This window comes from Streptomyces dangxiongensis, assembly GCF_003675325.1.
GTDB lineage: Bacteria > Actinomycetota > Actinomycetes > Streptomycetales > Streptomycetaceae > Streptomyces > Streptomyces dangxiongensis.
This window is the reverse complement of the sequence record NZ_CP033073.1, coordinates 7,707,961-7,724,149: the sequence shown is the minus strand read 5'-3', so window position 1 is coordinate 7,724,149 and position 16,189 is coordinate 7,707,961. Positions and strand designations below refer to the sequence as shown.

Below are 16,189 nucleotides of genomic sequence, written 5' to 3'. Positions count from 1 at the left end.
GCCCGGGGGAATTTGATCGTGTCGACGTGGGTTGCTGAGTGTCATGCCCGCAGATGCCGCACGACCCAGCATGCCCGTAGCCGTCTACATCCTCGGACTGTCCGTCTTCGCGCTCGGCACCAGCGAGTTCATGCTCTCCGGACTGCTGAGGCCCATCGCGGAGGACATGGACGTCAGCATCCCCCAGGCGGGCCTGCTCATATCCGCCTTCGCGATCGGCATGGTCGTCGGGGCGCCGCTGCTGGCCGTGGGCACCCTGCGGCTGCCCCGCCGCACCACCCTGATCGCCTTGATCGGCCTCTTCGGTCTCGGGCAGGTCGCGGGCGCGCTCGCTCCCTCCTACGAGCTCCTGTTCGCCTCGCGCGTCGTCTCGGCCCTGGCCTGTGCCGGCTTCTGGGCGGTCGGCGCGGCCGTCGCCATCGCCATGGTCGACAGGAACCAGCGGGCCCGCGCGATGGGAGTCATGATCGGCGGCCTGTCCATCGCCAACGTCCTCGGCGTCCCGGCCGGCGCGTTCCTCGGCGAGCACCTGGGCTGGCGTTCCGCGTTCTGGTCGGTCGGTGCGGCCTCCGCTGTCGCTCTCGTCGGCATTCTGACGCTGATCCCCCGGATCCCGCTGGCTGCCGAGCGGCCGACGCTCGGCCGCGAGCTGCGCATCTACCGCGACCTTCAGGTGTGGCTCGCCATCGGCATTACGGCGCTGGGCGCCGGCGGCGTCTTCTGCGCCTTCAGCTACCTGTCGCCGCTGCTCACGGATGTGGCCGGACTGGACTCGAAGTGGGTCCCGTGGATCCTCGGCCTCTTCGGCATCGGCGCGCTCATCGGTACCACCATCGGCGGCCGGGTCGCCGACGCGCATCTGTTCGGCGTGATGATGTGGGGCATCACCGCCTCGACGGTCTTCCTGGCCGCCCTCGCCCTGTTGGCCGGGGTGGCGGCCGTCGCCACAGCGCTGTCCTTCCTTCTCGGCGTCTCGGCCTTCTTCACCGCCCCGGCCCTCAACGCCCGCATGTTCAACGTGGCCGGCGCCGCCCCGACCTTGGCCGGAGCCACCACCACGGCCGCCTTCAACCTCGGCAACACCGGCGGCCCGTGGCTGGGCGGCACCGTCATCGACGCGGGCCTGGGCTTCTCCGCCACCGCCTGGGCGGGCGCCGCCATGACCGTCACGGCAATCGCCCTCGCCGCGGTCGCACTGCGCCTGCACCGCCGCACGCCGCCCCGCCCGACCCGGGTGATCGCCTCCGCGGCCTCGGCCGCCGACTCCGCAGCGGAGCCCGCCCGCGCGTGACCGCACCATCAGGTGCTTCCCCGCACACGGTGCCCGACCCTGCGGGCAGCGCGGGCACCTGTCAGACGGACGACTTCGGTACGCGCAACGTACGCCCCATCGTGACTGATCCGTACGGCGCGGACGGTTCCGTCTCAGGGGTGTGGCTCCAGCACCTCCAGGGCGCCGGTCCGGGTGTCGTAGCTGCGCAGGGTGGTGAGCCGGACCGACAGCGGCGGCGCCGGCAGCAGCAGGGGGATCCGCCGGTCGGCGAAGGCACCGGCCCGCCGGGTCCGGCCGAGGGTGATGTGCGGGCTCCAGCGCCCGGGTTCGTGGAAGGGGTTGAGGGTCTCGGGCGGGCTGTCCGAGGCCACCGCCTCCCACACCCGGCGGTGCAAGCCGGCCAGCGCGGAGTCGAGGTCCAGCGCCCAGGCCAGCACCGAGGTGGGCCGCTCGAAGCGGACCATGCCGGTGCACCGCACCGGTAGCGGCAGGGCGGCGGCCACCTCGGCGAGTTCCCAGCGGATCGGGGCGGTCAGCTCCGGGCAGGCGGCCAGGGTGAGGTGGGGGCTGTTGGTCGGTGAGCGGTGGCGCGCCTGACTGGGCAGCCCCGCGTCCGCGAGCCGCCGCCAGGCCTCCCGGACCGCTCGCTCTGCCGCCTCGTCCAACAGGAGCTCGACCGTGCGCACCGCCGCAGCCTACCGGCGATCGCCTGCGGTTCCGCCGCCCCGCCGAGGACGACACCAGCACGAGCCGGCCGCACGGCACCGACGAGTCAGAGCACGGGATGAGGTGCAGGGCGCTCTGACCGAGTTCGCCCACGAGGGCACCACCAATACCGAGTGGGCGACGCACAGCGAAGTGATGAACGGCCAGGAAGCAGCGGCATGGATCACGGTGCGCATCGGCCCGCGCGGCGGTGCCCGCCACCGCCTGTGCCGTACCTGCCTGCCGGCATTGCCCGCGGGCGCATGACGTCGTCCGGTGCGTACAGGCCGGGCACGTCGGTCGGCCGCCAGGTAGGGGGCTATATGTGCGCGAGGGGCGCTCCGCCGCCGAGCGCAGCGAAGCCGGGGCCCAAGCACCGCCCGGAGGTACACGCCCGCGTGAACAGCGCGGCGGGCGGTGGCCGCGAGTACGCCCGCTCGACGCAACCGCCAGAGGCCTGGGTGGCGCGGCCCAAGCGGGGGGCACATCGACCTCCGCCTGCGCGTGAACCGGCAGGCGTCCCGTGCCGAGGTACTTACCTGAGCGGCTGCTCACAGCCATGGGACAAAACGGTTGCAACCGCGCGCCGTTCGGTCCATGTGCCGCTGATTGCTGGCAACCTACTCGGTGCAGCCGGCGGCATGTGACGGACGGCTGCGACAGTCGACCAGAGGGGAACTTCTATGGCGAAGCGAGGGCGTACGGCACGGGGGCAGCGCGCGGCGGGCGAGGCTGCCCGACGGGCCGCGGCCGCTCGTCGCCTCGCCCGGACCACACCGCCCCAGCGCACGCAGGCGGACACGGCGGCGGGCCTTGCGGCACCGGCCCGGCAGACCTGGCGGGAAGGGTCCGGTGAGGTCCCGGTGTCGGTGTGCGAGGCCGGTTGCGGGATCTGCGCCGAGGCCCGGGGCCGGTTCGATGCCCTGCGTGCCGAGTCGCTCGTGCAGCGGCGCCGGTTCGAACAGATCGGCCGGTACCCCTACGCCGCCGGAAGGCACACACTTCACCGCACCGGCTGCCGCGCGGTGTCGGTCGGTGACGTGGAGAGCGACGCCGGCCCTTGGCTGCACGGTGCGCTGACCCGATTCGCCCATGACGGCTCGACCAGCAGCGGGTGGACGACGCACATGCGGGTGATGACACGCTGCGAGGCGGAGGCCTGGGTCACCGAACGCATCGGCCCGCGCGGCGGCCTTCGCTACCGCCTGTGCGGCATCTGCACGCCCGAACTGCCGGTGGCCGATTGATCAGGACCTCCCGGCCGAAGCTTCCGCCGACCTGGCCGGTTGTGCGGCTTCGGGCCTGGCGTGTGCGCGGCGGCCGCGCGCGTCAGGCTCTGTACCGCGCGTTCTCCGCAGGGTGGCCCTGTCAGCAGCGGCGAGCTGACGGCTCGAGGTCGCTGGTCAGATTGCGCTCTGCCGTCGCCCCGCGCGTCCGGCCGGGACCGGAATCGGTGGCGCCCTTTCCGATCGACGGCCTCCACGTCTGCGCGGGGCTCCTTCAGGGCGCGCAGCGCCGTCAGATCGATCGCCTCCCCAGGCTCCGCCTCAGCCTCCTGGTCGCCGTGCTCGAGGTCGGCGGCGGGGGCGCGAGAGCTGCTCGGGCATCATCGCCTGCTGGTGCGCGACGACGTCGTAAGTCCGGCTCCGCGCCGCGCCGGTCCGTACGGCGGGGACGGGGGCGAGGAGACCGGCACTGTCGCCTCGCCTCGGAAGGCGTCTGCACCCGCGAGATCGAACAGCCAATGATGGGGTCGAAGTCCGCGGGTACGCCGGCTCAAGGACGCGCCGGCTATCGAGAGTTCCGCCGCGTCCCAACTGTTCGCAACGGGGCAGGCAGGCCGAGTTTCCTTCAGGCGGCCCATGACGGTCAGGCGACCGCCGGCCGTCCGCCCTCCCCGTTCTCATGGTGGATCGGCATCTTCGCCCCGGTCAGCGGGACCCCCGTCCCGCCCCGTCGCGCGGCGACGATCTCCGCCGTGATGGACAGGGCGGTCTCCTGCGGTGTGCGGGCGCCGAGGTCGAGGCCGATCGGTGAGTGGAGCCGCGACAGCTCCCGTTCGGTGACGCCTTCCGACCGCAGACGCCGGTTGCGGTCCTCGTGCGTGCGGCGCGAGCCCATCGCCCCGACGAACGCGACCGGCATCCGCAGGGCCGCCTTCAGCAACGGTACGTCGAACTTCGCGTCGTGGGTGAGCACGCACAGGACCGTACGGGCATCGGTCGCGGTGCGTCGCAGGTAGCGGTGCGGCCAGTCGACGACGACCTCGTCGGCGTCCGGGAACCGGTCCGGCGTGGCGAACACGGGCCGGGCGTCGCAGACGGTGACGTGGTAGCCGAGGAACTGGCCGGCCCGGGCCAGCGCCGCCGCGAAGTCCACCGCACCGAAGACGATCATACGCGGGGGCGGCGTGTTCGACTCGACCAGCAGTGTCAGACCGCCGGGGCAGTGCGAGCCGTCCGCCGACAGGTCCACCGTGCCGGTGCGGCCCGCCTCCAGCAGGGCGCGGGCTTCGGCCGCCGCCACCCGGTCCAGCCCGGGGTGGCCGCCGAGAGCGCCCTCGGACGTGCCGTCGGAGCGGACCAGCAAGGCCCGGCCGAGGAGTTCGGCGGGGCCCCGGGCGACCCGGGCGAGGGCCGCCGGTTCGCCCTGCGCGGCGGCCGACAGCGCCGACTGCAGGACGGTGCGCACGCGGGCCTCGCCGGCCACCGGCGTGACCAGCACGTCGATCGTCCCGCCGCAGGTCAGGCCTACGGCGAAGGCGTCGTCGTCGCTGTAGCCGAACCGTTCGAGCGCACTCTGCCCGGTCCGCAGCGCCTCACGGCACAGGTCGTACACCGCGCTCTCCACGCACCCGCCGGAGACCGAGCCGATGACCGTGCCCGCGCTGTCGACGGCGAGGGCTGCGCCGGGACCGCGCGGCGCGCTGCCGGCGACCGCCACCACGGTGGCGATGGCGAACTCCCGGCCCTCCTCGATCCAGTGGCGCAGTTCCTCGGCCAGATCAAGCATCCGGGGCCCCCGTGGCGGCCGACAGGACGCGGTCGGGCCGGATGGGCAGGTCGCGGTGGCGTACGCCGGTCGCGTGCCAGACCGCGTTGGCGACCGCCGCCGCGGCGCCGACGATGCCGACCTCTCCGATGCCCTTGATGCCGACGGGGTCGTCCGGGTCGGTGTCGTCGAGCCAGTCCGCCTCGATACGGGGTACGTCGGCGTGGGTGGCGACGTGATAGCCCGCCAGGTCGGCGCCGACATGGCCGCCCGAGGCGCGGTCCCGGACGGCCTCTTCGTGCAGGGCCATGGAGATGCCCCAGATCATGCCGCCCAGCAGTTGGTTGCGGGCGGTGAGCGGGTTGACGATCCGGCCCGCCGTGAAGATGCCGAGCATGCGCCGCACCCGCACCTCGCCGGTGCCGACGTCCACGCCGACCTCCGCGAACTGCGCGCCGAAGGAGTGGCGTTCGGCGGGCGGCAGCGCCGCGATGGCCGCGGTGGTGTCGGAGCGTACGGTGATGCCCTCCGGCGGGATGTCGGCGCCGAACGCCAGCCGTTCGCGCAGGTCGCCGGCGGCGGCCTGGACAGCCCAGGACCAGGAGCGGGTGCCCATGGAGCCGCCGGCGATCATCGCGGGGCCGAAGGCGCTGTCCCCGATGCGCACCCGGATGCGCTCCGGCGGCACCTGGAGCGCGTCCGCGGCGACCAGAGTGAGCGCGGTACGGGCGCCGGTGCCGATGTCGGCCGCGGAGATCCGCACGGTGAAGGTGCCGTCCGGGTGCGCGGTCGCTGCGGCGGTGGACGGCGCGGCGCCCGCCGGGAACGAGGCAGCGGCCGTACCGGTGCCGAGCAGCCAGCGGCCCTCCCGGCGTACCCCGGGACGCGGGTCCCGGTCCGCCCAGCCGAACCGGTGGGCGCCCTCCCGGAAGCAGGCGGTCAGATGGCGGCCGGTGAACGGCAGGCCCGACACCGGGCCCTTGTCCGGTTCGTTGCGCAGACGCAGCTCGACCGGGTCGAGCCCGCACTTCTCGGCGAGTTCGTCCAGCGCCGCCTCCAGCGCGAACGAGCCGGGTGCCTCGCCCGGGGCGCGCATGAACGTCGGGGTCGGTACGTCGAGCCGTACGAGACGGTTGGCGGTGTGGTGGGCGTCGGCGTCGTACATCACCCGCGCCACCCCGGCGCTCGGTTCGATGAACTCGTACACCGTGGAGGTGGCGCTGACGGAACGGTGGTCCAGGGCGCGCAGGCGTCCGGTGGTGTCGGCGCCGAGCCGGACGCGCTGGGTGGTGGGGCTGCGGTAACCGGCCAGTGAGAACATCTGGCGCCGGGTCAACACGACCCTTACGGGCCGGTGCAGGACGGTCGCGGCCATCACGGCGGCGACCTGGTGGGCGCGGACCCCCTTGCTGCCGAAGCCGCCGCCGACGTGTTCGGAGCGCACGCGCACGGAGGCCGGGTCGAGGGAGAAGAGGTTCGCGAGTTCGCCGGCGACCCAGGTGACGCCCTGGTTGGAGTCGATCACCTGGAGCTGTCCGCCGTCCCAGCGGGCTGTCGCCGCATGGGGCTCCATCGGGTTGTGGTGCTCTTCGGGGGTGGTGTACTCGGCGTCCACGACGACGGGCGAGGAGGTGAGCGCGGCGTCGAGGTCCCCCTTCTGCGTCACCGCCGGCATATGGCCGTCCAGCGGGTACGCGTCCGGCCGCTCGCCGGTGAACTCGACGTCGTGCGGTTGCTGTTCGTAGTGCACGACGAGCGCCTCGGCGGCCTCCCGCGCCTGCTCGGACGTCTCCGCGACGACCAGCGCCACCGGCCAGCCCCGGTGCGGCACCCGGTCGTGCTGGAAGACCGCGCAGGTCGGATCGGGGCGCATGCCCATCAGACCGGTGTAGTCGGTCTCCAGGCGCAGGGCGTTGCGGTGGTCCAGCACGGCGAGGACGCCCGGCATGGCGAGGACGGGGTCGGTGTCCAGGGCGCGGACGCGGCCACGGGCGACCGTGGACAGCACCAGCCAGCCGTGGGCGAGGTCGGCGAAGGGCACCTCGCCCGCGTAGCGGGCCGCTCCGGTGACTTTGGCCCTGCCCTCGACACGGGTGTGGGCGGTGCCGACGGAGGGCGCCTGGGCGGGTGTTCCGGTGGTGACGGCGCTCATCGTGCGCTCTCCTCGGCGAGTTCGGTCAGGACGGCCACCACCAGATTGCGGACGAGGTGCACCTTGTATCCGTTGTGCGGCAGCGGCCGTGCCACCGCCAGCTCGGCGTCGGCAGCGGCGGCGTAGGTCTCGGCGGTGGCCGGTGCGCCGGTCAGGACCCGCTCGGCCGCGACGGCCCGCCACGGACGGCAGGCCACGGCGCCGAGGGCCAGGCGCGCGTCCTGGACGACGCCGTCACGGACATCGAGCGCGGCGGCGAGGGAGCCGATGGCGAAGGCGTAGGAGGCGCGCTCGCGGACCTTGCGGTAGCGGGAGCGGGTGGCGACCGGGGCGGGCGGCAGCGTCACACCGGTGATCAGCGCGCCCGGCGGCAGGGTGGTCTCCCGGTGCGGGGTTTCCCCGACGGGCAGGTAGAAGTCGGCGAGCGGCACCTCCCCGGGCCCGTCCGCCGTCTCGAACCGGACCACGGCGTCGAAGGCGGTCAGGGCCACGGCCATGTCCGAGGGGTGTACGGCCACACAGTGGTCGGAAGCGCCCAGGATCGCGTGGTTGCGGTGCTCGCCCTCGATGGCGGGGCAGCCGCTGCCGGGGACCCGCTTGTTGCAGGGCTGGGTGACGTCGGTGAAGTAGCCGCAGCGGGTGCGCTGGAGCAGGTTCCCGCCGACCGTGGCCATGTTGCGGAGCTGGCCGGACGCACCGGCCAGCACCGCCTGGGCGAGCGCCGGGTAGCGGCGCCGGACCTCGGGGTGGGCGGCCAGGTCGCCGTTGGTGACGGTGGCGCCGATGCGCAGAGCGCCCTGTGGGGTGGTCTCGATCTCGTCCAGCGGGAGTCCGCGGATGTCGACGAGGTGCGCGGGCCGCTCCACACCGGTCTTCATCAGGTCGACCAAGTTGGTACCGCCACCGAGATAGCGGGCGTCCGGATCGGTGCCGAGCAGGGCGACGGCCCCGGCGACGTCGTGCGCCCGCTGATAGTCGAACTCCCTCATGCCACGACCTCCTCGGCACCCGTCGCGGGGTGCACGCGTTCCTCGTCCGGCCGGGCCTCGGCGGCGCGGGCCACCGCGTCGACGATCGCGACGTACGCGGCGCACCGGCACAGGTTTCCGCTCATCCGTTCACGGATCTCGCGGGTGGTCAGGGGTGGGGGCCCCGCTTCGGGGTGGACGTCCTCGGTGACGGCGCTCGGCCAGCCCGCCGCGTGCTCCTCGATCATCCCGATCGCCGAACAGATCTGGCCCGGTGTGCAGTAGCCGCACTGGAAGCCGTCCAGGTCGAGGAAGGCCTGCTGCACGGGATGCAGCCGATCGCCGTCGGCCACGCCTTCGATGGTGGTGATCTCCCGGCCCTCGGCCGCCACGGCCAGTTGCAGGCAGGCGACGGACCGGCGTCCGTCCAGCAGGACCGTGCAGGCCCCGCACTGCCCCTGGTCGCAACCCTTCTTGGTGCCGGTGAGATCGAGGCGCTCGCGCAGGGCGTCGAGCAGGGTGGTGCGGTGGTCGACGGGCAGTGTGTACTTCTCGCCGTTGATCCTCAAGGTGATGACACTGGACGTCGATGAGGCCATGAGCTGCTTCTTTCGCATTTCCAGGACAGACGGGGAGCCGGCGGCCCAGGGGGCGGCGCGGGGAGTACGTCGTGCGGCAGGGGCCGCGAGGGCGGGGGCGAAACGAAGGTGCGGGGCGCAGGGCCCATGGGGGCGGCCGGCGACTGCCGTAGGGCCGCCTGCGCCGCTATGGTGAACGTAACCGGATCGCTGTCCGTTCATGGAAAACGTAACGGACAGTTGTCCGCTTAGCAAGGGCGGGGTTCGGCCACGCCTTGAGGAGGACGAGTGCCGCAGCACAAGGACGCAACCCGGCGCTCGGACGCACAGCGCAACCGCGAGCGCATCCTGGAAGTGGCACTCACCGAACTGTCGCGCTGCGCCGACACCCCGCTGAGCCAGATCGCCAAGAAGGCCGGTGTCGGGCAAGGCACGTTCTACCGCAACTTCCCCAACCGCGAATCACTCGTCCTGGAGATCTACCGCCACGAGATGCGGCAGGTCGCGGACAGCGCGGAACACCTGCTCGCCACCCGCGCGCCCGACGAGGCCCTGCGCGCCTGGATGGACCGGCTCGCCGAGTTCGCCATGGCCAAGGCCGGACTGGCCGACGCGATACGGCAGGTCACCGGCGCGCCCGGCGGCCCCGCCAAGCCCTCCCCGACACCGGTGGCCCACGCGGCGGAACTGCTGCTCCGCGCCAACGAGGAGGCCGGCATCATCCGCCCGGCGGTCACCGCCGACGACTTCCTCCTCGCCATAGCGGGCCTGTGGCAACTCGACCCCCACGACGACTGGCGCCCCCGCGCCGCCAGACTCCTCGACCTGATCATGTCCGGCCTGCGCAGCGGGGCACCCCGGGGGTGAGGTGCGGGCGGAAGCGGGCGGGGCGTTCTGTGGGTGAGGTGCCACCGGGATGCGGCGCGGCGGTGCCTCACCTACAGAACGCCAACGCCCCCGTTCGCTCCCTCACGCTGTTTCATCCGCGGCTGTCTGGATTCGCATGGGCTCGCCTTTGGCCAGCCGGCCATCCTGCCGGAGCCAGTGCGTACCGTCGCGGTCCTGGAAGTCGGCGGTGGGCCCGAGGTGCGCTTGCCGCCCGGACGGGTGTGGACGCCGTCAGAACTCCCGCATCTGAGACAGCATCACCCGTGCGATTGTCGTGACCATGACCTGACGCGATGTTTAACGCGCTGCTGACGGGCACTCGTTGGATGCAGCGTCGATCTTGGCGCGATTCGTACCCCCCGAGGGCTTCTGATGCTCTCCATCACGAGGAAGGCGCCTTCTCATGAGCGCTGTGAACCCGGTCGGCAACGCAGGCCACCACGCGGGCGATGAAGTAAGCGCTCACCGGCCGCGCCGACTCTCCACCGAGACGAAGGCCGCCTTCAAGACCACCGAATTCTTCGCCTACATCGCCGCGGTCGTCGCGGTGCTGATCGCCTCCATGGTCGTGGGAGACGACGACGGCCACGTCGACTACTTCCGTGCCGACAAGGCGTGGCTGTACATCGTGACCCTGACCGTCGGCTACATGATCAGCCGAGGCCTGGCCAAGTCCGGCAGCCGCGACCCCTACGACGAGTCCCGCTGAACGCCCTTCAGTACGCGCTCTCGCAGGTCGACGGGCGGATGACCCCGCTTCAGGCGGAGCCGGCGAACCGGCGGCGGGCCGTCCCGCCGCCGGCGCCATGCCCGTGCAGTACGAGCGGCGCCCGGCTCCCCCGTGGTCTCCCCCGCTTACCGTGGGGCCCGTGACGACGTCTCCCGACGATGCACCACGGGCCCGGCCCTCCGATGGGAGGGCTGGGCCCGGCTGTCAACCAGGACCGCAGCACGTCCCGGTCAGCACGTGGCGGCGAACTCCCCGAACTGATCGGCCAGCCGCTGGTCGGGGTGAAGGAACTCCCGTACGTCCCATCGACTTTCAGGCGCTCCACGGCTTCAGGCGGGGCTTGTGCCTGGAAGGTCCACCTCGCCGCTCCCCACGTCGGTTGAGGATGACGCGACCGCCTGACACGCCCGACCCTCCTACCGACTCGCCACCACCCGGGCCAGCACCGAACAGGCTGCTGCAGACTGAGCAAGAACCCGCTGGTCACATGCACGGACCAGTGCCACAGCTTTCGGCCAGCCTTGGGACGTCGGAACGATGAGCCGGCGTCGGCAGTGGCCCCGGCTCTTCGCCTACGGCGACCTCGAACTCAGCGTCTGCCGCTGCCGCAAGATCGTCCTCATCTGCATCCAGGCATGGCGGGACGTCATCGAACTGCCGACCGAGCGCTCGTCGGCTGTCCGGGGGCACCACGAGAAAACTCCACTCGGCGAGTGGTGAAGCCTCGTCAGACAGCCTTGACGAGGGTGCCGGTGCGCTCCAGCGCGGTTACCTCCTCGGCTGGAGCTGTGGTGTCGGTGACGAGGGTGTGCAGGAGTGTGGAGGGGCCGACGTGGGCGTAGGCGGTGTGGCCGAGTTTGCTGCCGTCGGCTGCGACGATGATGCGGCGCGCGGAGGCGATGCCGGCCTTCTTCACGGCTGCGTCATCGAGGTCGTAGGCGGTCAGACCCTCGGCTGAGCTCAGGCCGCAGCAGCCCATGATGGCGGTGTCGAAGCGCAGTGCCGCCAGCGAGGCGAGGGCGAGGGGGCCGGTGAGGGCTCCCTCCGCGGCCCGGGGCTGCCCGCCGGGCACCATCAGCCCTGCCAGGCCGGGACCCTGGCCGAGTACGTGGATGGCCTGCAATGACAGGGGCATCACAGTGATCGGTCGTCGGCGCAGCAGGTGGGCGATTTCCAGGCAGGTGGTGCCGCTGTCGAGGAGAACGGTCTCGCCGTCGGCGATGAGCGAGCACACTTCGGCCGCGATGCGGCGCTTGGCATCGACGGCCTCGCGAGCACGCAGCGCGAAGGGCGGCTCATCGCCCCGGAGCAGCAGGGTGCGCGCCCCGCCGCGGACTCGCTCAAGGACGCCTTGCGCGGCCAGCGCGTCGAGGTCGCGCCGGATGGTCATCTCGGAGGCGCCGGTCAGCCGGACGAGGTCTTGGACGGTGATCCTTCCCGACTCTCTGACAGCCTGCGCGATCATCCCCTGTCGGTCTGCGTTGCTCATACCGCGATTGAACACCGCCTGGAACGAACAATCAATGTGTGCGAACTGACAGTATTCAACCACGATGTCTGTTCGTTATGGTGGCGGCCATGAGTCATACGCTTCGATCCGCCCGAACAGCAACCTTTGTCTACTTCATCCTTTGCGGCACCGCGATGGGCACCTGGGTGGTGCACATCCCCGCCATCGAGGAGCGCGTCGGCGTCAGCCACGCGACGCTCGGCGGACTCCTGGTGCTGCTGGGCGTGGGGGCGTTCATCGGCATGCAGGCGGCCGGGCGTCTGACCGACCGACTCGGAGCGCGCATCGTCGTCCCCGCCACCGGCGTGCTGTGCAGTGCGGCCTTGGCGCTGCCCGGCCTTTCCCGGGACCCCTGGACGCTGGCAGGTGCCCTGCTGGCCTTCGGGTTCTGCAACGGCTGCCTGGACGTGAGCATGAATGCCCACGCCGTACACGTGGAGAAGGCGTACGGCCGCCCCGTCATGTCGGCCTTCCACGCCACGTTCTCGGTCGGCGGTGTCCTCGCCTCGCTCGCCGGAGCGGCCACGGCGAGCGCCGGTCTGAGCCCGGCCGCAGGCATGGCCGTCATGGGAGTCCTTGGCGTCGTGATCGCCCTGGTGTCGGCGGGCGCCCTGCTGCCAGCCGCACCCACCGCTGCCGACACGGACTCGGTGGAGGCGGCCGGGCAGGCTCAGCCCGCAGACTGCCGCAGAGCCAGCCGGCGCATCTGGCTCCTCGCCGCCCTGGCTCTGATGGTCATGCTGTGCGAGGGAGCCGCCAACGACTGGAGCGCGCTCCACCTGAAGGACGTCCTCGGTGCCCCCGCGAGCACTGCCGCCTTCGCGTATGGCACCTTCGCGGCGACCATGACGATCGGCCGGCTGCTCGCCGACCGCCTCGTCGCCCGGTTCGGGTCCATGGCAATCCTGCGCCACGGCGCGGCCACGGCCGCTGTCGGCATCACCATCGTGGCCGTCTCCCCGTGGATATGGGCGGCGTTCGCGGGCTGGGCGCTGTTCGGTCTCGGACTGTCCGGCTGTGTCCCGCAGTTGTTCAGCGCAGCCGGGCACGCCGACCCCTCGGCTGCCGGGGCCAACGTCTCCCGCGTCGCCGGGCTCGGCTACGTCGGCATGCTCGCCGGCCCCGCGATCATCGGCTGGCTGACCCACCTCGTCGTGCTGAATCACGCGTTCGTACTGCTGACCCTGCTGTGCGCGATCACCGCGATGGCCGCCGGGATCCTGCGCACGGGATCCGACCGCATGCGCGAGATGGCAGCAAGCAGGCACTGAACGCCCCTCGGGAACCGGAAGGAATCCACCAGCGTGTCCACCGACCGGAACATCGTGCTGTTCGACCTCTTCGGGGTCATCGCCCGCCACCAACGCCCGGGCGCCCTGGAAGAAATGGCCGCCCGCTGCCACGCCCCCACCGACGCCTTCGCCACGGCCTACTGGGCCTGCCGCCCGCCCTACGACGCCGGCCGGCAGTCCGCGCCCGAGTACTGGACCGCCGTACTGCGACGGCTGTCCCTGTCCGCCGACGCCGACTCGATCGAGGAACTGCGCCTCACCGACATCGAGAGCTGGTCACGCGTCGACGACCGGATGGTCGCCTACGTCCGGTCCCTGCGCGACGTCGCCGAGGTCGCCTTGCTGTCCAACATCCCCTCAGACCACGCGGACGCCTTCCTCATCGCGCAGCCCTGGCTGCGCGATCTGGACCACGTTGCCTTCTCCGGGAAGATCGAAGCGGCGAAGCCGGCCCCAGCAGCCTTCCATCACTGCGTCGTCGCCATGCGGGCCGCCCCGACCGACTTCCTCTTCGTCGACGATCGCGCGGAGAACGTGCGCGCCGCGCGGGCCGCCGGCATGAACGGACACGTCTTCACCGACCGCGACGAGCTGGCCTCCGTCATCGACCACTGGTTGCCGACTCGGCCCTCCATGCGGAAATAACACCTGATGAAACATCAGAAAAGACGCGGGCCGGGGAGGTTCCATACCCAATTCACGACGGAAGGCGTAACCGACGTGCCCCGAAGGCTTCGTCCCAGCCTGCCGACCGGGTCCAGGTGAATGACTACGACAGCTTGGCCGAGGCGTACTCGGCGGCAACCGGGAGCAACGTCGTGAACGCGTACTACGCGCGGCCCGCGATGCCGGCCCTCGCCGGAGATGTCACCGGCCACCGGATCCTGGGCGCCGGCTGCGGCTGAGGTCCTCGGCATCGCTTCGACACCCCGGCCGTCAGCGGAACCGGCACCGAGCAGCGGTCGGTGCGGACGCTGATAGGCGTTGGGCCCATCGCCGGGGCGCAGGTCCAGGTGCTGAGAGCCGGCGCTCAGCGTGCCTTCGTGACGCGGCCCTAGGGCTCCGGCGCCTGCCTCGGGGGGCCGCAGGAGCGGGCCCAGTTCAGCAGTTCGGGGGCGTGCAGCGCCGGTAACCACAGGTCGGCTCCGGTGGCGCCGTCGCCCTGCGGTCGGGGGCCGACGCCCAGGACCCGCAGTCCGGCGCGGCGGGCCGCCTCCACACCGGTCAGGGAGTCCTCGACGGCCAGCGCCCGGTGCGGGCGGACACCGCAGAGCCGGGCCGCCACGGCGTAGACGTCCGGGTGCGGCTTGGGACGCACGCGGTCCCCGGTGTCGGGGACGACGATGTGCTGGAAGTGCGCGCGCAGTCCGGCCCGTTCCAGGCTGCCTTCCACCACTACCCTCGGGCAGTTGCTCGCCACCGCCAGCGGCAGCCGGCCGGAGAGCAGCCGGACGAGCTGGATCGCGCCCGGCATCGTCGCCGGCTCGTCGGTGACGAGTGCCAGGAAGTGGTCGAGAAGCGCGGCCGTCAGACCTTCCGCCAGTTCGGGCTTGTGCACCGATCGCGCCATCAGCCGGCCACAGTCCTCGTAGTGCAGGCCCGTGGCCCGCACCGCGAACCCGGGCGGTGGCTGGAGCCCATACTCATGGAAGGCCCGGTTGCGGGCTTCCTGCCAGTGGCGTTCGCTGTCCATCAGGGTGCCGTCACAGTCGAAGACGACGGCTTCGGGCGACCAGCCGAGCAGGTCGTGGGCCGTGGTGGTCACAGGGGCCTCCTATGCGTTCGTACGCATGGCATGCGGCATTTCCGACTATCCAGAGGAACCGGAAAGATAGTGACGGTTACGTTATTTCTGTCCCGGCGAATCGGGCAATGACTCTTTTCAGTGACTCGACTGCGCCGGGATCCGGGCGTATGGCCGTGCGGCGGCGACAGCGGCGGTCGGCCGTCAGGGCCGTCAACAGCGCTGCTGAGGCCCCCAGTCGGCACATATACGTGGGCTGCGCGGCAACCGGGGCCAACCGCGCCCCCTACCACTCACCCGTGTTCCCTTTCGAAGGAATGCGTAATTACCGCACGCGTGCGACCCTCTTTAGCTCCAGGCGTACGCTGGCGCACTAAATTGATGGCCGGCGGAAGAACCGAGCGAGGGCGGACGGGACGTTGCAGGAACGGGCGAAGGCAACCCGCAGATCACTGCTGGAAGCGGCGGCCCAGCTCTTCGCCGAACAGGGTTACGCGGCCACCAGCGTCAACGACATGAGCGCCCGGTCCGGCCGGACCAGCGGCGCCGTCTATTTCCACTACGCCGGCAAGGAGGGCATCGCCGTCGCCGTCGTCCAGGACCGGTTCGCCACCTGGTCACAGCTCGCCGCACGCTACGCGGACGAGGCGGTTCCCCCGGTCGAGCGGCTCATCGCCCTCAGCTACGACATCGCCCATGCCCTCGCCGAGGATCCTGTGACGCGTGCCGGCGCGCGCCTGTGGGCCGAGCGCGCCACCATCAACGCTCCCCTTCCCGACCCCTTCGCGCTGTGGACCGCCGCCGCCACGCGACTGCTCGCGCAGGCCCGGCTCGCCGGCCATCTGTACGCGCATGTACGCCCCGCCCGAACAGCCCGGACCCTGGTGCGTGCGTTCTTCGGCCTCTGCGCCCTCACCGAGGCGCTCGAAGGTACGGCCGTCGTCACCAGCCGTCTGACCGACTGGTGGCAACTGACCCTGCCATCCCTCCGGCCGCAGCCGGTGTGCGACGACCTGCCGACGGATCGGTGACGCCCGGCGACCCCGGCCCCCGGCCCAGCAGGCCGGATCCGGTGCAGGACGTTGCCCAGCTCCCGCGGGTCATCGACCACCTCGACGGAGCCACCGACCGATGCCGGGAGGCCCCCTGAACGGGCCCACCGCGATCCGCTCGGAGCCCGCCTCCGCCACCGGCAGACCCAACCTCCTCGCTGTCCCTCCTCTCGCACAGCGGCAGCTATCTTCCCGTCGAGAACAGGGCTTCACCGGGAGACAACCGGCTCTGCCGTCACTGGATGCGCGTCGGCGCCGCGTCCGTCGGCCGACCCGACCCGCAAGCCGTCCGCATCCCCTCCATCG

The 16,189-nt window shown here is 71.8% G+C and carries 17 protein-coding genes; 10 read left to right on the top strand and 7 right to left on the bottom strand.

Annotation, left to right across the window (positions count from 1 at the left end; translation table 11 throughout):
* Window positions 1-70 precede the first annotated feature (70 nt).
* Complete coding sequence (locus tag D9753_RS34740; protein ID WP_163010870.1) at window positions 71-1,291, top strand: Cmx/CmrA family chloramphenicol efflux MFS transporter; 1,221 nt, start codon at window positions 71-73, stop codon at window positions 1,289-1,291.
* 134 nt (window positions 1,292-1,425) lie between these two features.
* Here the strand turns inward: D9753_RS34740 and D9753_RS34735 are convergent, their stop codons facing one another.
* Complete coding sequence (locus D9753_RS34735; protein ID WP_121790616.1) at window positions 1,426-1,959, bottom strand: 2'-5' RNA ligase family protein; 534 nt, start codon at window positions 1,957-1,959, stop codon at window positions 1,426-1,428.
* A 103-nt stretch (window positions 1,960-2,062) separates the two neighbouring features.
* Between D9753_RS34735 and D9753_RS36820 the strand changes: the two genes are divergently transcribed.
* Both D9753_RS36820 and D9753_RS34730 read left to right on the top strand, forming a co-directional pair.
* Window positions 2,063-2,245, top strand: a complete 183-nt coding sequence (locus D9753_RS36820; protein ID WP_163010869.1) for a hypothetical protein — start codon at window positions 2,063-2,065, stop codon at window positions 2,243-2,245.
* Window positions 2,246-2,661: 416 nt separating this feature from the next.
* Window positions 2,662-3,225: a hypothetical protein gene (locus D9753_RS34730; protein ID WP_163010868.1), complete on the top strand. Its 564-nt coding sequence runs from the start codon at window positions 2,662-2,664 to the stop codon at window positions 3,223-3,225.
* A 622-nt stretch (window positions 3,226-3,847) separates the two neighbouring features.
* Here D9753_RS34730 and D9753_RS34720 read toward each other — a convergent pair.
* The 4 genes from D9753_RS34720 to D9753_RS34705 are packed head-to-tail and all read right to left on the bottom strand — an operon-like array spanning window position 3,848 to window position 8,688.
* Window positions 3,848-4,990 carry an XdhC family protein gene (locus D9753_RS34720; RefSeq protein WP_121790613.1) on the bottom strand — a complete coding sequence of 381 codons (1,143 nt, stop codon included), beginning with the start codon at window positions 4,988-4,990 and terminating at the stop codon, window positions 3,848-3,850.
* Window positions 4,983-7,121, bottom strand: a complete 2,139-nt coding sequence (locus tag D9753_RS34715) for a xanthine dehydrogenase family protein molybdopterin-binding subunit (protein ID WP_121790612.1) — start codon at window positions 7,119-7,121, stop codon at window positions 4,983-4,985. Before D9753_RS34715 ends, D9753_RS34720 begins: the two co-directional genes overlap by 8 nt.
* The gene (locus tag D9753_RS34710; RefSeq protein WP_121790611.1) at window positions 7,118-8,110 is read right to left on the bottom strand and encodes an FAD binding domain-containing protein; all 993 of its coding nucleotides are present in this window, start codon (window positions 8,108-8,110) and stop codon (window positions 7,118-7,120) included. The genes D9753_RS34715 and D9753_RS34710 overlap by 4 nt, the downstream gene beginning before the upstream one ends.
* A complete protein-coding gene (locus tag D9753_RS34705) occupies window positions 8,107-8,688 on the bottom strand; it encodes a (2Fe-2S)-binding protein (RefSeq protein WP_121791450.1) in 582 nt (193 codons plus the stop codon). The genes D9753_RS34710 and D9753_RS34705 overlap by 4 nt, the downstream gene beginning before the upstream one ends.
* A 267-nt stretch (window positions 8,689-8,955) precedes the next feature.
* Here D9753_RS34705 and D9753_RS34700 point away from each other — a divergent pair, with 267 nt between their 5' ends.
* From D9753_RS34700 to D9753_RS34690, 3 genes are all read left to right on the top strand, one after another.
* On the top strand, window positions 8,956-9,534 hold the full coding sequence (locus D9753_RS34700) for a TetR/AcrR family transcriptional regulator (RefSeq protein ID WP_121790610.1): 579 nt from the start codon (window positions 8,956-8,958) through the stop codon (window positions 9,532-9,534).
* A gap of 424 nt (window positions 9,535-9,958) precedes the next feature.
* Window positions 9,959-10,264 carry a hypothetical protein gene (locus D9753_RS34695; protein ID WP_121790609.1) on the top strand — a complete coding sequence of 102 codons (306 nt, stop codon included), beginning with the start codon at window positions 9,959-9,961 and terminating at the stop codon, window positions 10,262-10,264.
* A 558-nt stretch (window positions 10,265-10,822) separates the two neighbouring features.
* Window positions 10,823-11,005, top strand: coding sequence for a hypothetical protein (locus tag D9753_RS34690; RefSeq protein WP_121790608.1), 183 nt, complete (start codon window positions 10,823-10,825; stop codon window positions 11,003-11,005).
* Between the two features lie 7 nt (window positions 11,006-11,012).
* Here D9753_RS34690 and D9753_RS34685 read toward each other — a convergent pair whose 3' ends face one another.
* Window positions 11,013-11,774 carry a DeoR/GlpR family DNA-binding transcription regulator gene (locus D9753_RS34685; protein WP_121790607.1) on the bottom strand — a complete coding sequence of 254 codons (762 nt, stop codon included), beginning with the start codon at window positions 11,772-11,774 and terminating at the stop codon, window positions 11,013-11,015.
* Window positions 11,775-11,851: 77 nt separating this feature from the next.
* On the opposite strand from D9753_RS34685, the gene D9753_RS34680 reads away from it, so the two are divergent.
* The 3 genes from D9753_RS34680 (at window position 11,852) to D9753_RS34670 (ending at window position 13,992) form a co-directional block, all read left to right on the top strand.
* Window positions 11,852-13,066, top strand: coding sequence for an MFS transporter (locus tag D9753_RS34680; protein ID WP_394346788.1), 1,215 nt, complete (start codon window positions 11,852-11,854; stop codon window positions 13,064-13,066).
* A gap of 33 nt (window positions 13,067-13,099) precedes the next feature.
* Entirely contained in the window at window positions 13,100-13,732 is a 633-nt protein-coding gene (locus D9753_RS34675) for an HAD-IA family hydrolase (protein WP_121790606.1), read from the top strand.
* 116 nt (window positions 13,733-13,848) lie between these two features.
* Window positions 13,849-13,992 (top strand): hypothetical protein, encoded by a 144-nt coding sequence (locus tag D9753_RS34670; protein ID WP_394346787.1) that lies wholly within the window; start codon window positions 13,849-13,851, stop codon window positions 13,990-13,992.
* A gap of 149 nt (window positions 13,993-14,141) precedes the next feature.
* Here the strand turns inward: D9753_RS34670 and D9753_RS34665 are convergent, their stop codons facing one another.
* Window positions 14,142-14,852: an HAD family hydrolase gene (locus D9753_RS34665; RefSeq protein WP_121790605.1), complete on the bottom strand. Its 711-nt coding sequence runs from the start codon at window positions 14,850-14,852 to the stop codon at window positions 14,142-14,144.
* Window positions 14,853-15,250: 398 nt separating this feature from the next.
* On the opposite strand from D9753_RS34665, the gene D9753_RS34660 reads away from it, so the two are divergent.
* Entirely contained in the window at window positions 15,251-15,862 is a 612-nt protein-coding gene (locus D9753_RS34660; RefSeq protein ID WP_121790604.1) for a ScbR family autoregulator-binding transcription factor, read from the top strand.
* Window positions 15,863-16,189: the final 327 nt, after the last annotated feature.